Source organism: Vibrio sp. R11-SG3-ISO3-SZ (assembly GCF_059834345.1).
Map to the genome: position 1 here is coordinate 1 of NZ_JCBDGX010000091.1, position 17033 is coordinate 17033.

Sequence of the window (17033 nt, forward strand, 5' to 3'; positions counted from 1 at the left end):
GGGCGGACTTGAACCGCCACGCCCGAAGGCAACGGATTTTGAATCAAATCTAGCGGAGCTAAATGCGTGTATAAACAATTACTTGAAGTCATTTCCACACCAGAATCCATGGTAACTTATCGGCATGAAATGCACTGTTAGATAACGCAAGCAGAACCCCATCCAACCATCGCGTTTGCCCCTAATTCGCCAAGAAACTACCATCGAACTGAAGTCCATAGATAACAACTTAGCACACTAACCTTATCTCAAAATAATCTCATACAAGACAGTTGCTTAGATAAACGTCAAAAGTACTATAACTATAGCATTGCTTAACGACCAAGACTTAATATGCTATAAACTTAGTTTCATTACCTTCAGCTCTATCAATATGTAGTATCTGTATGAATAAAATTCAACTCACAGCATCTAACTTGGTCTCTGATATCAACGCACTCAATAGAAATAATATCTATGAGTATCCAACTAAAGAAACCAAGACCAAAATAATGATCGTTGATATTAAACTTCCTGAAGGACCAATCTACATCAAAAGATGGGATCCGAGCAAAGGTCAAACCCCTGCACAAAAGAAAAAAGAACCGATATCACCGCAGATGCTTTGGAGATTAGCTAGTGCTCTAAAGCCAAATAAACCTGTGAATGTCGACCGCATTTATGGGGGAAGCTATAACACTCGTTCAGCTCTAGAAGCTTTACTACTACACACGCCTACATTCTATTTATGCTTTCCCGGTCGACTAGAAAAAATAGGTCCGGAAACAAAGGTAAAAGAGGGACATAAACACCTAATCTATTGCCCTGACATCCCTCACGAACAGGGTAAAATGCATGTCAAAGAAGTCAATGATATGGTCATTTCCGAAGTAGATCGAGAATTGTACTTTGATGCCCTCGACCTTAATATTTCTGGAAAAGAAAAAGAAATTGATATCGAACAAAAAAGGCGACATGCTCAAATACAAATACTATTAGTGAAGTCCGCAGAAGCAATGGGATTGAAGTCATGGGTCGCCAAAAACGACCATGGAATTCTATACAACAATGAAAAACTCATTGAAATGGATTGTGTCTTGAAAGATCTCGACAATACTCCTGCATTGCAAGGATATCCAAATGCAGCACCTGCTGGTGAACTAATTGATTGTATTTGGTTTGGCGACGAGGGGAAAAAAATCCCAGCTATCATAGAGATCGAACATAGCACAGGGGTAACGTCAGGTCTAAATCGTATGAAAGGGTTTAAGGAAGAATCCCCCGAACTAGCACATATGACATATATCATCGCGGCTCCAGATGAAATCAGAGAACAAGTTCTAAAAAAAGCCAACGCCCCTCAATTCCAAGATATGAATACTTTCTTCTTACCTTACTCAGCAATAGAAGAGCTCTACTTATTATGTAAAAGAGGACTCAAAGGTATCAACAACACGATGTTCTTCCATACCTTCTTAGAGCCTTGTAGATAACGAACAATATCCGTCAAAAAAGAGGATGGGCACAACCCACCCTCTTCCTTTACTTTATACGATGTAGAAAGTCAGATACTGTATTTGCAACACCTAAAGCCATTACATATGGAACACCATTACCAATAGTTTTAAACATATTACTCAACGTCATTGTAGGCGGTAATACAAACTCACTAGGTAGAGATTGAATCGCGAGTGCTTCAGCAGCACTCAAACGCCTAGCAAAATAGGGATGAAGATGAACTTCATTATTACCGTATGCAGCTGTTGGTGAAAATCTCCAACGGTGCAATCGCTTAAATGACTTCTTACCCACATCACCCTCAGCAATTTCCTTAAATTTAGAAGATTTAGGCTGAAAAAAATGTTTCGAATTAGGGTGTTCCATTACTTTGTTCTTTTCAAACCAATATTGAATAGTAAGCTCTGGTTTTATACCTGCGGGCATAGCCCTTACTCCACCTTCTTCAAACACAGCAGTTTCAGGCCAAGATGAAAGTTTCAAAGACTCATCAAGAGTAAAGGTTACGTGACTACTCCAATCAAAAAGTGTTTTAGGGAGAGCATTCCTACCTAAAGACTCGATATCTAAAAGTCCTACAACATGTTCTTTTTTGATTCCAAAAAGAAGGATTCGATCTCGGTCTTGAGGCGCACCAAACTGAATGCAGTTAGTTAAGTTCTCAGTAAGTACATAGCCTGAGCTGATAAGTTTAGATTTCATTTCTTCATAAAACTCTCTGTGACGAGCTGTTCGCCACAAGCCTTTTACATTTTCAAATAAAAAGAAATCAGGTTTATGCTCAACGATGGTCTCGACATATGTTCTCGTTAACTTACCGTTATCACCTTCAGAACCCTTATTTTTACCACCGACAGAAAAGTCCGGACAAGGGGGGCCACCTATAAACCCGACTAACTCTCCTTCTTTCTGTACTTTGCGAACATGTTGTTTGAGTTCATTTGTTAACTTACCACCATCTACGAACTCCTCGATGGAGTTTAGATAGTAGCCAAACTCTGGTTTTGGGTTGTCCATAACAACTCTTGAATATTTATATGCATCCAAGAACGGTTCGTGATACTCATTAACCAGTGCCACATTAAAACCAGCATTTTCGAACCCTAAATCAAGAAAGCCAGAGCCTGAGAAAAAAGAAAAGATAGTAGCCATTAGTTATGTAGTAACCTCAAGGAATCTGCAATGTTTTGTTCGAATCGGCAATTCTAGCCTGCTACCCAAAAGAAAACAAAAAGAACTGACATCAACAGGAAACGTAACGCCCCCCACTACACGGACTACGAGAGCTAACAACCTGATATTACAAACAACTATCCAGCAGTAACAAAGACCTGATCCCACTAAAGGATCAGGCTCTCTATATCTATACCCCGCATACCGCCAGACAAAATCATCCACCACCAACTACTAGGGTAAATCATATTTAAATCGGACCTCCTAGCGGAGTTATTTATATGTTTAGTTACACTCGATGAAAAACAGCACCGTTTTGAGAGTTCCCATATCTGGTATGGGTTTCTACTTCCATCAATTACCCCACTCTCCATACCACACATCAAAATCTCAAAAATCATCGTTCTGCCCCTCCTACTTTCTACACAACCTTATCACTCACACACCAAACCAAGACGAAGCCACACTCATCAGTGGATGAGCTCTGTGGTATAAAGAGGGACGCATCACCCGCCAACAATGCACTTGGTTATAAGAGAACAACGATGAACAATGAAAACAAACCTAACCATGTTGAAGCCATAGATAAAGAACTCGACGAATACTTCCAAGCAGAAACTACCGACCAAACCACAGAATCAAGCAGCATTGAACTCGACGCTTTTCTAGCGCAAGAGCAAACCGATGAATACTCAAGTAAAGCTGTCGATGATGAGCTCGATATCTACTTCGAGAATGAACAGCAGTCACCATGGCAAGCACTCAAAGGTGATGATGAAGCGGTTCACATTGGTATAGACAGTGAGTACGTCTACAACGCCGAGGAAAACCGAAACGACATTCTGTCCTATCAGTATTATCTAATCGCAGGTGAACACCACATGAGTGATGTGGTACTTACCCCCGTTGCTGATGTTATCAAGAAGTCCAGAGCCGCTAACAAAAGCCGAGAAGATGAACTCAAGGCGATTAATCGAATCAAGAAACCTCGTAAGAAATTTGAAGAGTTCTTGGTTGAAGTACTCCAAACTGCAATGGGGCGCGGATTTATTACAGGATGGCCAAAGAAAATCTACATCTATGCCCACTACCTTAGAGCTGACATGGTGTCATTCGAAGCGTTCTGGGATACCAGTCAGAAAGCGAAACTGGAAGTCGTCAGAAGCACATTAACCTCCACGCGTGGCGCATACGGCATCGACCTAGACGCAGTGGGTAGAACCAAGCAAGCTTCAGAGCCCGTTCACTTTACAGACAAGAATGGAAAGAAACGTGAGAGCCGTGTCCGCTTTGTAGATACTTTACTACTTAGTCCGGGGCAAAGTGGACTTGATAACGTCGGTGAACTCATCAAAATTCCTAAAGAAGTGATACCAGAGCCATATAGTAAAAGCCGTATGGATGAGCTTTTGGTCGCAGACGAGCCACTCTTCCTTCGCTATGCCCTACGAGATGCCAAAATCACCGTTAAGTACGGATTGGAAATGCAACGCTTCGCTCTTAACGACATCAAAGAATCATTAAAGGGTAAAATTCCAGAAGAACGGTTAGACAAACTTCAATTTGAACATCTACCATCAACACTGGGTAACTTCTCAGTATCACTCTTCAAAGCACTCACGGGTGATAAAGATGCATTAAACCAAGCACTCGGCATGGAGACCAAAACGATTCAATACTGGAATCAAACAAAAGGTCGTGTCATACAGAAGAAAGAAACTGTCATCACAGCTGGTCGTCGTATCTTCGAACAACTGGCAATAGACTGCTTCCATGGCGGTAGAAACGAGTGTTACGTGTTTGGTGGTGCAAACTTAGGTGATTACAACGATTTCGATCTTGCTACGGCGTACGTCAATGCCTTAATGGACATTAAACCCGTAGACTTCGAGAAAAGCTTCACTTCAACCAATATCAATGACTATCTCGGTCATAAAATGGGGTTTGCTTACGTTAAGTTCAGCTTCAATAAAGACACTACGAAATTTCCATGCCTACCCGTTAGAACTGACCTCTATGGATTATATTATCCGCTAGAGGGCTACTCTTACTGCACCGCACCTGAAATAGAAGTCGCATATAACATGGGATGTGATATTGAAATTCAGTTCGGAGTGATCGTTCCATGGATTGAAGATAAAGAGCCACTTTTCAAAGGCTTTACGGAACTCATCAGAGAGCAAAGACAAAAATATACGGATAAGGGCGATAAATTCAGAGAGAAGCTATGGAAAGAGATAGGGAATACGCTGTACGGTAAATTAGGGCAAGGACTTAAAGGAAAGCACGGTTTTAACTCACAAGATGGGTTAAGCAAAAATATCCCACACTCTCCTGTTACTAATCCATATTTTGCAGCTCATGCGACAGGGTTCGTTAGAGCGGTTCTCTCAGAGCAATTAGCAGGGATTCATAAACACCATGGCGACGACGTTACCGTTGTAAGTGCCACGACAGATGGGTATCTCGTAGACTGTACTGAAGAACAACTCCACGTTTCAGGAACCATTAGCCAACGGTTCAGTAAGATATGTGAACAAACGGGTGACGGTAAGATGATTAAGCATAAGCACCATGCTAAACAAATCATCGCAATGAAAACCCGTGGACAAATCACTGGTGAATATGGCGATACCGAACCCGTCATAGCAAAAGCAGGCGTTAAGCCACCAGAATCAGCCTTATCATCGGCAAAGGATGAAAATGCTTATATGGTCGAACTGTTCTTAGACCGCTACCCCGGACAGAAGATCCCAAACAACTCATTGATTTCACCTCGTGACATGTACCTGAAAGACATGGACTTGATAGAAATCCAACGAGAAAAGACGCTCAACTTGGAGTTCGACTTTAAGCGTAAACCCGTTAATCCTCGCATGACTAAAATACGCCATCCTAAAGGTCACATCGTCGAGCATATCTACTTCGATACCGTACCTTGGAAAAACGAGCAAGAAGGACAACAGACTCGCGCATTGTTTGATGGATGGCGACGTGATAACTGTCTTAAAACCATGGAAGATTGGGAGAACTGGATCGACTACAGCAAAACCAAACCACTACTGAAGGGATCATACATCAAGTATGAGGAAGGCGGTTCACAGGGTGCCCTACTAAAACTCGCGTTACGTGCCCTATCTAAAGAGAGCTACGGACTGACCAAAACCATTAATGGTAAGAAACTTACTCTCAAACAACTTACTGAACTGTTTAACAATGCAGGATTTAGGATTGCAGATAATGCCATTAGGAACTCACGAGACACAGCCTTCCGTCCTAACGTACTCGCTGCAACCCCAAGACTCATCCCACTATTGCATTGGTTAATTGCAACGTTCCCTGACATGGAGATAGAACACTTTTTCCATAAAGACGAACTGGATGAAGTAAAAATGATGCTGAAGGACTCATGATAGTGGTTAACGATAGCGGAAAACGTGAAGGTAATCGCTTAAGCATAAACATGTAAACCATTGATTTTAATTAATTAAATCAACAAGAATGGATATTGCATTTTGATAGGAGATTAGGTTAACGATTTCGTGATGGGATTACTGGCGTAATCAGAGGGGAATTGCGTAACCTAATTACACTATCAAGATACAACATCCATCTTTTCTCATAACATGATGATTTAAATATCATTATTCATTCCTAACCGAGTTAACCTATCCTGATCTCTTGCCTTTATCCAATCTTAAAAAGGGGGTCAGTGATTCAACTTTTTCCAAATTTACGGTTTGTGACGCCCATCACAAAAGTAAAAGATGAGAATATTAATCCAATTTTCTCTTGACAAATACCGATACATATCCATCAGATTCTTAAACCAATTCTCCCGAGTGGATGAATATCCCTTTTTAGTGACAAGCAATTCGGTAATACCCTCGTTACACGCCTTTTAAACAACGATACGTCCCCTTGTAATCCACTTTTCATTTTTTCACTATAAAACACCCAAAACAGCAATCAAGTGATTGTTTTAAAAGAATTTTTACTATTGACCAAAAACTTAAAAGGGGCTTAAATGAGGGCTCTTTTTAAATATGGAGACAAGAAAAATGACTGATGCAAACAAAGTACTAGAACTCACTGAAAGCCGTCTAAATGAATTAGCCGATGCCATAGTAAACGCGTTGTCGAACGCTGGTGCTGGTCGTGTTGTTGATAAGGAACAGTGTGAGCAAGCTCAATACAATATTGGTGCTGCAATGCATGAAGTTAGACAGCTCTTCCAAGGGAACAAGAATAAGTTCGGTAAATGGCGTGATGAAAATATTATTGGCAACGGTAAACGTACGGTAGATAAGCGCACGCTTACACGTTGGACTAGCTTATGTGAATTCGGAACATTAGAAGAATGCCGTAAAGTAGGATTCACCAAAGTTTACAAGTTATCGAGTAAGCGCTATGTCCCTTTGCGTGAGCAAATTAAACAACACCTAGAACAACACCCGGATGTTGAATCTGACACTATCAATGAAATGTTCAACGATTTTGCAATTCAATTAAAAACAGAGAAGAAACAGACCACCCCCGTTGTGAATGATGACTTGGTTGACAAAGTATTGGAGCTGGAAGCTCGCCTCAAGGAGCTAGAGCAGGAAAATGTCAACCTACGTCGACAATTAGAAAATCACCCCACTCTTGAAGCTGCGTAACTTGTTGCCGAAACGACATTATGACGTTTCGGTTTTGCTATCGACTATTAAGGAACACCCATGGCAACCGAAGTAAAAAAGAACACGGTTAACTTATTCAGTGTCAAGTTACAGGTGTCAACGAGTATCTTGGCATCAATCAATATCACTGATGGTAATGTCAGTGTCAGAGCAGCGAGCGGTAAACAGCTAGCTCATTTAACTCTTAAAGATGAAGAAAGTGAGCAAAATCTCGATACGCTATTTGCTGACCTTGAGAAGCTTTGTATCCGAGACGCGAATTACTGGATAACTCTCCCAACAGGTAGTTGGGTGCGGAAAAACTCCATTCTAGGATATGAATGTCACCTTAGTGAAAAATATCAAGGGCTTATCCTGAGAACTCAAGGTAACCGGATTCTTTCATTTATTCCCTGTGATGATCTAGATACACAGTTAATGATTAAACAGGAAATTCATAAGGCTACAGCAGCCTCATCACCGTCCCGTCGTTACAAACCGACTTGGGATTTTTATCAAACCGCAGTCTAACTGCATCTTTTACTTAACTATTGGAGTATCCATCATGAACATGTCTATCTACGATTTAATCGTTAATGCTTTCACCGCCGAAGCAAATCGCAATAACCAGAACCGCCGAACTCGCCTTCGTGAGGTTCGTCAAGTTGGTCAGAATATCGAGTCGAAAGGTGGGAAAATTCTGCACTGGGATCAAATCCTTGAGGAGCTTGAAACCGCGCTTGTGCATCCCTATGACCCTAAACGCGATTCTTTCGGTTACAAGGAGACAGCGAAGCGCTTGAAGCAGGTGATTAGCGAAGTCACTGGTCACTAACGTGTTACAAGTTACTCTCACTACTTAATAGTTTTTTAATAGTACGTTTTTTATCAAATAAATTGCCCAGACCTTAGCGATTATTTCATGCAAGAATTTCAATATCCTATCTGAAAGGTGTTTGTTGACAGACGTTGGCAAACACCTTTCTACCCTCTCTACCCTCTGCTTTCCATTCTTGAAACGACATAATTTCAGCACGAACCCACCAATAAAAAAGAAGCAGGTTCCCCTACTTCTTCCTTTGCTAGGTAACGTCTTTCTCCTCCATGACCCCACCAATCACTGCTCCTGCCAAAAATCCAACCGCGCCAAATGCGACCATCCCTCTAGCCCCGGCGATGCGCTGCCCTAGAACGCTGCCATAATGAGCACCTTGAATCCCCGTCGATAGACTCGGCTTAAACCAGCGCTGTTGAGGGTTAGAATGAAAATGTGTTTTCGTCATAATTTTTTCCTTTTCTCTAGATACAGAAAAGGGCGATACCTTTCGATATCGCCCTTGTTGATAAGCCTAATTTAGTGATGGGACTTAATCATCGTCATCATCAGCCATGAAGTCACCGCCGAGCCAACCATCGTCGCCCGGCTCCATGTCGAAGTCCTGACTGAAGCCAGAATCTTCTGTGCCATCATCATAGTCACCTTGGTCTTCTGTCCAGTTGCCCATATGAACGCTCCTTCTTAACTGTAATCCATTGCGCCACATGTATCGCATGATCCGCCCTTGGTGACCCAACCGGGACAACCTAAAGAGCGGCATGAGTAACCTGATGCCATAAGCGGCTTAATGAATGTCACTTGCATTACTTGTTTCCTTTAATTGACGTTGTAGTAAATCTACGTTGTGTAGTATCCCACTGCGTTCGGACAGGATGTGTCCAAGAGCGCAGAATGAGTGTGAAAATAGGCATCGTCATTGCCCTGCCTTATCCGATGAAAGCTATGCCAAATCTCAGTGCGCAACGGTTTGAAACATTTAAAAATGTTTTGCCCTCAACCTGTCCAAGGGAAACCGTACGCTAGTAGCATGAGCGATAAGAGTGAAAAGCTAGCTTTAAGGCTAGGTGACATATTGACGAGATTGTTTATGGGAGAAGTGCTCTCCCCTGAGCAGTTGGTAGCGGATTATCAGGTAAGCGAGAAAACCCTGAGACGCGATTTCAATGAAAGGCTAGCCAACGCTCCGATCATCCGCACCAATGAAGGTTATCGGTTAGATCCAGTAACTCGAAATAATGGTAATGGTAATGCGAATACCAACAAGGTACTTCACGATACGGGGTTGTCTGCGCTACTACCGAATCACTACAAGTTCAACGGTCACACTCCCGTTCTGTTTAAGAACCCACGCTCCGAACCCATGGAGAAGTTCGATGCGCTGTTTAGACAACTGACCGAAGTGATTACCACTCACTCTGTTATTGACCTTATTTACAATGGCAAAACGTTTGAATCTGTCCATCCATATCGTTTGGTAAATGACCGTGGTATCTGGTTCCTCGCTGCGACCTACAGTGACCAGCTACATTCGTACCGATTACCGAATATTTCACGGATCCACCGCCGGGAAGATAAATACAAACCGAATCAAAAGGTCCACGAGGAGATACATAAACAAGGGATGGAGTGGCTAACTCCGGATGATGCTGAGGTGCTTGTACAGGTTGACAGGGAAGTAGCTCCGCGCTTTCTTGAAGGTATGATTTTTCCCCACCAGCAGCTATTGAAAGAACTGAGTGACGGTAGTTTATTGGTTAGCAGTCGAGTATCAAGATTGAGCGATATCTTACCCTTGTTGAAGTCCTGGATACCTCAAGTCGAGGTTCTCTCTCCTGTCAGTCTCAAGCTTGAACTTATACGCGACCTTCACGCCACATTGGATCGTTACAAGTAGTTGCCACGTTAATAAATGACGTCCTAACACTCCCTCTAGAAGCACAGCTCCAAGACAACAAAGAACACCGACATAATGTCGTTTCACTACGTCGAGACCGACCGCCCTAATCATCAACTTGCCACTATGTACCGATTTTGAGCTTACCTATGTGGGGTAAGCGAAAGAGACGATTTAGCGAAGCCTCAAACCGATACTGCGCAAGGGAAAACTCAAAATGATGCCGTTTTTCGTCGTTAATTAGCAAACACTAAAATAACTCCGGTAGGAGAAGTAATTTAATAGGGGTATAACCATGATGTCTGATGCACGAACTCTGCTCCAAATCACTCAGTCCAGTCCGTATTTTTACCTAGTTGATATCGCTAACTTGTTAAGCTTCACCGCCGTTGGCTATCTACTGGGTATGATGACTGGATAAACAGAGTCATGAATTGAACTTGTCACTATAGATTCCGGTGACAAGTTCCTTTTTTACTCAACGGGTTTAGAGCTAATGTGTGGGAATCGTGGATTACCGCTTACAGCGCATGGCAACGTTGAAAATGATCAAGTTTTCGCGCCGACCTGTAAACATAAGATTAAGGTGCGCTCTTGGCGCTGTAATTAGAACAGATGACTATGGAAAATCTCATGGAAACTCGTTCTCAATACCCCTATACGTTACGCGCTATAGCAAAACCTAAACATCAGCTCCCATTGCTTCGACATAGCAATGGGAGCTTTTAATAACAAAACACCAGTGTAAACCAAGCAAACTCGTTAAAATTAACGCTCCCTTCCTTGGTGTTTCCACCGTCCATCGCAATCCAACAACTTCATCCCCTCTGAATTCCGAAGGCAACGGATTGGGTAAACGTTGCTAAAACTTGCCCCAATGAAAAAGGCTTCCCATCACGCCATGACTAACATGGAACAATGGGAAGCCTTAGTTTCACTAGGAAGTGAGTCGACTATTTTATGGTACATACATGGTGCTTTCTACTTGGTTTGTTGCTGATGAACTAATCCACAGTGACTTTTATCTCATCGAACACGCCCATTTCGACGTAGCTGAGAAAGTTGGATTCCCACATCGAGTAGAACTCCATTACCTCACTACTTGTTATCAGCAGTTCTGGAACATAGGAAAAACTCGCTGTTCCAGATGAGAAGTTAAAATCCACCTCTTTCACCAGTTCGGGATAAGGACCACCGCAATACGCAAAGTCAGTGATGTAATCAAAGATCCACTGGTCGTAGAGGCGAACAAGCCTGATTTCAACAGGGTGCCAACCACCGTTTTCCGAACTGTAGGAAGAATCTCGGAAGTTGATCACAACCGATTGGATCATGGGTGTCCATTTGCCTGATTCACTGATCACTCGGTTTAAAGCATCTTGAAGATCGACACTGACAGGCAGCAGTAATCGCTCAACGTCAAAAGTTAAGTTCATAATAAAATCTCTTTTAGTTTGCTAAGGAAGCACTCTTGTTAAGTGCTCGGTATGAAAGCCATAGTTGGCTTGGTGGGTAAGGATTGATGTGGATTCGGGGTTATTTAGTTTTGGTTTCAGCGTCCACTAATGACAGCAACTCATCACGACGTTGCTCGTAGTCAGGCGCTAGAACATGGAGGAAGACTGATTTCTCCGACTGGATGATAAGACCAAGCCCCCTGCAACAAGCAGCCATAAAACCAGCGTTATTCGCTGACTGCCCGGAAAAGACACACTTCAGCACAGAGCTCTTGAACGGCTTATCACCCTGCACATCCAGAACAGCGGTGATATCTTTAAGTGGGATCCAACTTCGACAATAAAGACCACCCCCTTGATTACCCGATATACGGATATAAAGTTCCTTCTCCCCTTGATGAATAGCAATTTCATAGAACAAATGATTTTCCGTTTTCGGTGATAACTTTCTCGCTTTACCCTCGCGCACGATATTAGCGAAATGGTCTACTGGTTGATCGTCAGTGACTGTGACTTGTTCATTGCCTTCAACAACTTCTGGTAGAACTGCTGCTTGTTTATTGCTTGGTTTACGTGCCATAGGACACCTCCTTTAAGATGGAATTGTTCAGGTTTAATTTGGTTTTAAGATTCAGCTTGGTCAGCGAGCTTGGCGACAGGGAACGTTGGACTGTTCATAGGAGCACAGCAGTACACGCCACCGCCTTCCATGGTCACTATGGCGACCGCTAATAACCAAGGACAATCATCGTCGTTTAACAACAGAACCCATTCTGGGTAATTCGTAACAAAGCGGAGGAAGTGTTGGTCTTCCTCAGATTCTTCACTCAAGGATTCGTCAGTATCGGACTCCTCAATCAAGTACAAGGTCGTACCGACCTCATCCCAGAACGCTTTGGTACTTTCTTCATCACCGAACGGCTCAATCAAGTGTTCGAGCAGTTTTGCTTTCACACCATCAGGCATTGGCAATGATTGAATGTCTTCAAACTTGTTTACTGCTTTCATTTCTAATCTCCGTTTAATAATGAAAAAGCCCCTGTTTAGCTCATCGCTAAACAGGGGCTTTTCTAATGTCATTTCTAAATTAACTGGTTAAACCTAACTTCTTCATTCCCAACGTATCTCTGGCTTCGCAGTCACCATATCCGATAAACGAGAGCCAATCTCCCTCCGACGCCCTACAGTCAATTTTGAGTAGCGCCTTGTTGATGACAGATCAGCGTGATTTAACTGCTTGGCTATGTCGTGTAACGAGACTCCTTGACTAGCTAACAAACTTCCAACCGTATGACGAGCTGAATGCAGGGTTAGGTTCGCTTTATCTCCGGGTATGTCGGGCAGTCCCATCTTGGCTTTTATAGCCTTGAAAGCATGCCTAGGTTGTCCTACTGGTTTACCCTTTTTGCGTCCAGGAAAGAGATACGGATTATTCGCCACATGAGGCACCGACCTCAAAATATCAAGCATGTAGTCACTTAGGAATAAAACGTGACTACTACCGTTTTTCGAATGTGGAATAGTGAGTGTTTTCTCCTCCCAATTCACATCGGATTTCAAGCGTAAACGCAGTTCCTTATCCCTCGCGCCAGTCAAAAACAGCAAAGCTAGGTACGCGCCAATACTTTTATCTTCATGGTTCAGAGCGTGACCTATGAACTCCTTTAGCTGCGCTTCCGATAAGTACCCAGTTCGCACGTTATCTTCTTTCAACAAGCTCACCTTGTCAGCAATGAGCGGCGCGTCCATCAACTTATATGCCTGACGATTAATAGTTTTCAATAGGGCTAGAACACGGTTAATCGAAGCAGGAGCATAAGGCTTGCCTTTAATCGTAACGGCATTTTGCATCTCCATTTGGACTTTGATGATATCGGCGGCAGTTAGGTCGTGAATAGATATGTGATGTATTGACTTTGCTAAACGAAATCGCGCTACATCATCCTTCCAGCTACGTTTTTGTTTAGCCAATGGCAGGTAAACTTCATCAAAGAACCGCTCCAGAGTCATCGTCTTCTCGGTAGTCTGATTGTCACGCTCAAGCTTGGGATCAACGCCTTCAATAATTTGCTGCTTGTAGGAACGAGCTTTCTTACGAACTTCTGGCAAATCAATGTCAGGCCAGCGCCCCAGTCCTATAGACGCTTTCTTACGAGTAACGGGGCTGGTATACCTAAGTAGGAAGCGTTTATTCCCCGTCCTACCGACCAAGCATCGCAAACCTATGACTTCGGTATCCGAGAATTCCAGTTCGGTGGATTTGGACGAGTAGGAATGACGCGAAAGATTGTTAAGAGAGGTGGTAGTGAACTTAAATTTCTTATTCATATCAGCTCCTTGCATTAGTAAGTACTGATTTAATATAAGTTTTAAGTTCACTTTGATTCAGTTAAGTCCTTAGAAATTCAACCTAATCATTTTAAGAGTTACCACACCAACGATTTACAATATTAGATAACCCTTCGCCATCAATAGCATCATTAGACCAACCTTCAGCAAATTTAATATCATTAGAATCTGGCAGCTGATCCTCAGACAATTTACGTACTCTAATTCGACTAGGTAAAGCTGCAGCTTCCCCTACAAATATAGCCTCTCTACGTGTTAAAGCAGATAGCATTTTCGTTAATCCACTGAGACTATCAGGCAAAAACTTGGCTACATGCTCTTGGTCACTAGAGTTTGACAACCGAAGAACAATCCAAGAGTTACATTGAGATAATACAGTACTTTCAACATCCGAAGGCCGTTGCGAAATAAGTCCTAAACCTAGTCCATATTTCCTTCCTTCTTTTGCTATTCTACGAATAGCATCTTGAGCCTCTTTGTACTGCGCCTCTCCATGGTTAGGCACATATCTATGCGCTTCTTCACACAAAAATAGAATTGGGTCTTTCTGCCTTTCTTCCTTTGTCTGCCATAACTTATATTGAAATAGTAAACGTGATATCAATGCCGTCAGAGGACCTGCAACTTCATTTGGCAAACCTGAAATATCAATAATACGTATGTCCCTACCGACTGACTCTCCTACAAACTGAGAAAGAACCTCCTGCAACTCGGGAGACTCATCATCATGCTCATGTAACAGAAACTTAAGTTGAGGGTTAGAGCGAAGTACCTTTAGTTTTTTTAATATAGCATCGACTTTGTCACGGCCAGATGATGCGGCTAAATTATCTTTTTTACCAGCCTTTCGTCCTTGCACTTTATCTATATGATTAATGAACTGAGATAACTTAAACGGTACCGGTTTATCTCGATCAAAGTTAAGAACTTTCTCTTCACTTATATCATCTTCTCTCTCAATTTCTTGCCCTCCATCCGGATTATCTCCTAGATCTTTAACAAGTTTTGATTCTAACAATCTAGAATAAGCCACAGCTTCGTAAATAATGTTATTTTGAGAGGTAGCTTCGTATTCTGTTTTACCTATAATTAATGACCTCAATTCATCACTAGACATCAACCAATAAGGTAGCTTTAATAACTCAGCACCCTCTCCATTAAATGAAGCATCATTATATGCCCTATATACTTTCGCTCGATCTTTAAAAGCGCTTGCATACTCACCATGCGGATCAATCATTATTATTTTAGGCTTAAGTATTGAGTCACCAGGTTTATGATCTAATACTGAGTGTAATATAGAAGCAACGGTTCCTGATTTACCTGACCCTGTCGAACCAAGAACAGCGAAGTGGTGACCAAACAACTTATCAATATTTGCTCTGCAAACCGCTCCATGCCCACCAATATAATTACCGATAGGCACCATAGGGCTAACACCTTCTTCACTAGCATGTGATTCAGCAGCTTTATATACTGACTCTAGCTCTGCATTTAAGCAAATGTATGCATTCTGGAGAGGTAGCGGGTATGTTTCAACCCCACGGGAAAATTCGAGTCTAGATTTACGGACAGACCATTCTCCTTGTCCAAACATGTCCGCTTCTAATATTCGAGCGTCATCATCAGCGCTTAATTGCCTTACATTATCATCAATAGCTAGCTCAGACCTCATTTTCAGAGAGCGAACAAAAGCAAATAATAGTTTGCGACCAAAATGAATTTTAATGATACTACCCATCTGACCTATGGGGTATACATGACCATCAACAGCCCGAATTAATTCATTTACTTCTTCACTAATCTCTATTCGAAGGTTATTTCCAGAAACCTCTACTATTTTTCCAATTTTTAATTCGGACCTAGGCTGAAATAGTTCATTCATTATACTTCTCCAGTCCGAATAAATTTAGTTAACCCATCAAAACGCCACCAATCATACGAAGCACCTTCTTCTTCAGACACTACTTCATCAGAACCATGATATATACCATTTCTCCCTGCAACATATACTCGTGACGAAATTTTAGAGCAATTTAACCAACGATCTAAAGTAGCATTTACTTTAATACCTTCCTTAGGAGCTTCTTCAATAAAAGCAATCAATGTAGTTTGATTACCCTCGCTTCTCAATGCACTCTCTATTTCAGCATTTATATGGTCATCTCCAAAACTATAACCACAAGTAATTAACGTGTTTTGCTGTTTGTTCATGAGCGTATTTCGTAACCCAATAAATAAATTGGCAAAAGGATCTTTCTGTGTTTCTACATATTTGGTAGCTTGCGGATATATCATTATATTGGCAGGTTCAGATAAGTACTTACTACCATATCTAGCTCGAACTAGCCCATAACGACTATCTCGATGCCAATCTATAGAACCATGTAATTTAAATAGTCGATATGTATTAGAGTCTAGTGACGCAGAGTATTCCCTTTCAGGATTCCAAAACCCGACAGCACCTCCGGAAAAACCGTCACATACATCTTTTCGATGCAAAGCAAGCGCATCTTCTAGTAAAGTGTCATAGTTAGTAGTAAAGAAAGTAGTCTTTGAACGCCGCTCTAGGTTGGATTGGCTATGTAATAATGCATCAATAAAATCATAGTGAGGTTCTATCTCAACTATCGGTGCTTCTGCAGAGCCTATTTGCTCTTCAATTCCCCATTCGGCATTGGCTCCAACATATCCATATCGAACGATACCACCGATTTCCTTTATGATTTCTGTATATAGAGATCTTAGTTGCTCATCCGAATACGCAGTCCCCCCTATATAAGCAACACGCTCTTTAGAACGCCCGGATAAAGCAAGTAAATCCCCCAAATGGCTCAAGTAATGCTCAACATGACAATTATCATCTAAATCAGCTTTTAGTGCCGCTAATATAGCCTTATTAGCTTCGCTTCCATTCTGCTCCATAACTTCTTCAACCCGAGCCGTTAGCGGGTACATAAGAGGAATTTTGGAACCAAAACTAATCCCAGCCCCAAACAGCCAACTTTGTCTGCTTTGAGATGTAAGTAATTGCTTTAAATTCTCCAGTTTATTTTCAAACTCATCCATAAACACTCCGTCCTCTGCTACTCATGGATCTTATATGCTACAAGTTACAAACAAGTAATATGAAAGCATATAAAACTGCTGCTATTCGTGACTCA

At 41.9% G+C, this 17033-nt stretch carries 16 protein-coding genes; 7 read left to right on the forward strand and 9 right to left on the reverse strand.

Features of this window, described 5'->3' with window-relative positions; all coding sequences use genetic code 11:
* The first annotated feature begins 386 nt into the window (after positions 1–386).
* Positions 387–1472, forward strand: a complete 1086-nt coding sequence (locus AC6R1O_RS11890) for a type II restriction enzyme NmeDI-related protein (protein WP_500657095.1) — start codon at positions 387–389, stop codon at positions 1470–1472.
* 49 nt (positions 1473–1521) lie between these two features.
* Here the strand turns inward: AC6R1O_RS11890 and AC6R1O_RS11895 are convergent, their stop codons facing one another.
* Positions 1522–2649: a DNA cytosine methyltransferase gene (locus AC6R1O_RS11895; protein WP_500657096.1), complete on the reverse strand. Its 1128-nt coding sequence runs from the start codon at positions 2647–2649 to the stop codon at positions 1522–1524.
* A 566-nt stretch (positions 2650–3215) separates the two neighbouring features.
* Here AC6R1O_RS11895 and AC6R1O_RS11900 point away from each other — a divergent pair.
* The 4 genes from AC6R1O_RS11900 (at position 3216) to AC6R1O_RS11915 (ending at position 8166) form a co-directional block, all read left to right on the forward strand.
* Positions 3216–6083, forward strand: a complete 2868-nt coding sequence (locus AC6R1O_RS11900) for a DNA polymerase (protein WP_500657097.1) — start codon at positions 3216–3218, stop codon at positions 6081–6083.
* Between the two features lie 648 nt (positions 6084–6731).
* Complete coding sequence (locus tag AC6R1O_RS11905; RefSeq protein ID WP_500657098.1) at positions 6732–7331, forward strand: hypothetical protein; 600 nt, start codon at positions 6732–6734, stop codon at positions 7329–7331.
* A gap of 60 nt (positions 7332–7391) precedes the next feature.
* Entirely contained in the window at positions 7392–7862 is a 471-nt protein-coding gene (locus AC6R1O_RS11910) for a hypothetical protein (RefSeq protein ID WP_500657099.1), read from the forward strand.
* A gap of 34 nt (positions 7863–7896) precedes the next feature.
* Entirely contained in the window at positions 7897–8166 is a 270-nt protein-coding gene (locus tag AC6R1O_RS11915) for a hypothetical protein (protein ID WP_053809387.1), read from the forward strand.
* Positions 8167–8413: 247 nt separating this feature from the next.
* Here the strand turns inward: AC6R1O_RS11915 and AC6R1O_RS11920 are convergent, their stop codons facing one another.
* Positions 8414–8614 (reverse strand): hypothetical protein, encoded by a 201-nt coding sequence (locus tag AC6R1O_RS11920; protein ID WP_053809386.1) that lies wholly within the window; start codon positions 8612–8614, stop codon positions 8414–8416.
* A gap of 84 nt (positions 8615–8698) precedes the next feature.
* A complete protein-coding gene (locus AC6R1O_RS11925) occupies positions 8699–8836 on the reverse strand; it encodes a hypothetical protein (protein WP_005484894.1) in 138 nt (45 codons plus the stop codon).
* Between the two features lie 360 nt (positions 8837–9196).
* Here AC6R1O_RS11925 and AC6R1O_RS11930 point away from each other — a divergent pair, with 360 nt between their 5' ends.
* Complete coding sequence (locus tag AC6R1O_RS11930; RefSeq protein WP_500657100.1) at positions 9197–10063, forward strand: helix-turn-helix transcriptional regulator; 867 nt, start codon at positions 9197–9199, stop codon at positions 10061–10063.
* Positions 10064–10358: 295 nt separating this feature from the next.
* On the forward strand, positions 10359–10484 hold the full coding sequence (locus tag AC6R1O_RS11935) for a hypothetical protein (protein WP_255212448.1): 126 nt from the start codon (positions 10359–10361) through the stop codon (positions 10482–10484).
* A gap of 583 nt (positions 10485–11067) precedes the next feature.
* Here the strand turns inward: AC6R1O_RS11935 and AC6R1O_RS11940 are convergent.
* The 6 genes from AC6R1O_RS11940 to AC6R1O_RS11965 form a co-directional block, all read right to left on the reverse strand.
* The gene (locus AC6R1O_RS11940; RefSeq protein ID WP_500657101.1) at positions 11068–11499 is read right to left on the reverse strand and encodes a DUF2787 family protein; all 432 of its coding nucleotides are present in this window, start codon (positions 11497–11499) and stop codon (positions 11068–11070) included.
* Between the two features lie 100 nt (positions 11500–11599).
* Positions 11600–12100 carry a hypothetical protein gene (locus AC6R1O_RS11945; RefSeq protein WP_500657102.1) on the reverse strand — a complete coding sequence of 167 codons (501 nt, stop codon included), beginning with the start codon at positions 12098–12100 and terminating at the stop codon, positions 11600–11602.
* A gap of 44 nt (positions 12101–12144) precedes the next feature.
* Positions 12145–12528 carry a hypothetical protein gene (locus AC6R1O_RS11950; protein WP_500657103.1) on the reverse strand — a complete coding sequence of 128 codons (384 nt, stop codon included), beginning with the start codon at positions 12526–12528 and terminating at the stop codon, positions 12145–12147.
* A 102-nt stretch (positions 12529–12630) separates the two neighbouring features.
* Complete coding sequence (locus AC6R1O_RS11955; RefSeq protein WP_500657104.1) at positions 12631–13848, reverse strand: tyrosine-type recombinase/integrase; 1218 nt, start codon at positions 13846–13848, stop codon at positions 12631–12633.
* Between the two features lie 91 nt (positions 13849–13939).
* On the reverse strand, positions 13940–15754 hold the full coding sequence (locus tag AC6R1O_RS11960) for an ATP-binding protein (RefSeq protein WP_500657105.1): 1815 nt from the start codon (positions 15752–15754) through the stop codon (positions 13940–13942).
* A complete protein-coding gene (locus AC6R1O_RS11965) occupies positions 15754–16938 on the reverse strand; it encodes an SIR2 family NAD-dependent protein deacylase (RefSeq protein ID WP_500657106.1) in 1185 nt (394 codons plus the stop codon). Before AC6R1O_RS11965 ends, AC6R1O_RS11960 begins: the two co-directional genes overlap by 1 nt.
* Positions 16939–17033 lie beyond the last annotated feature (95 nt).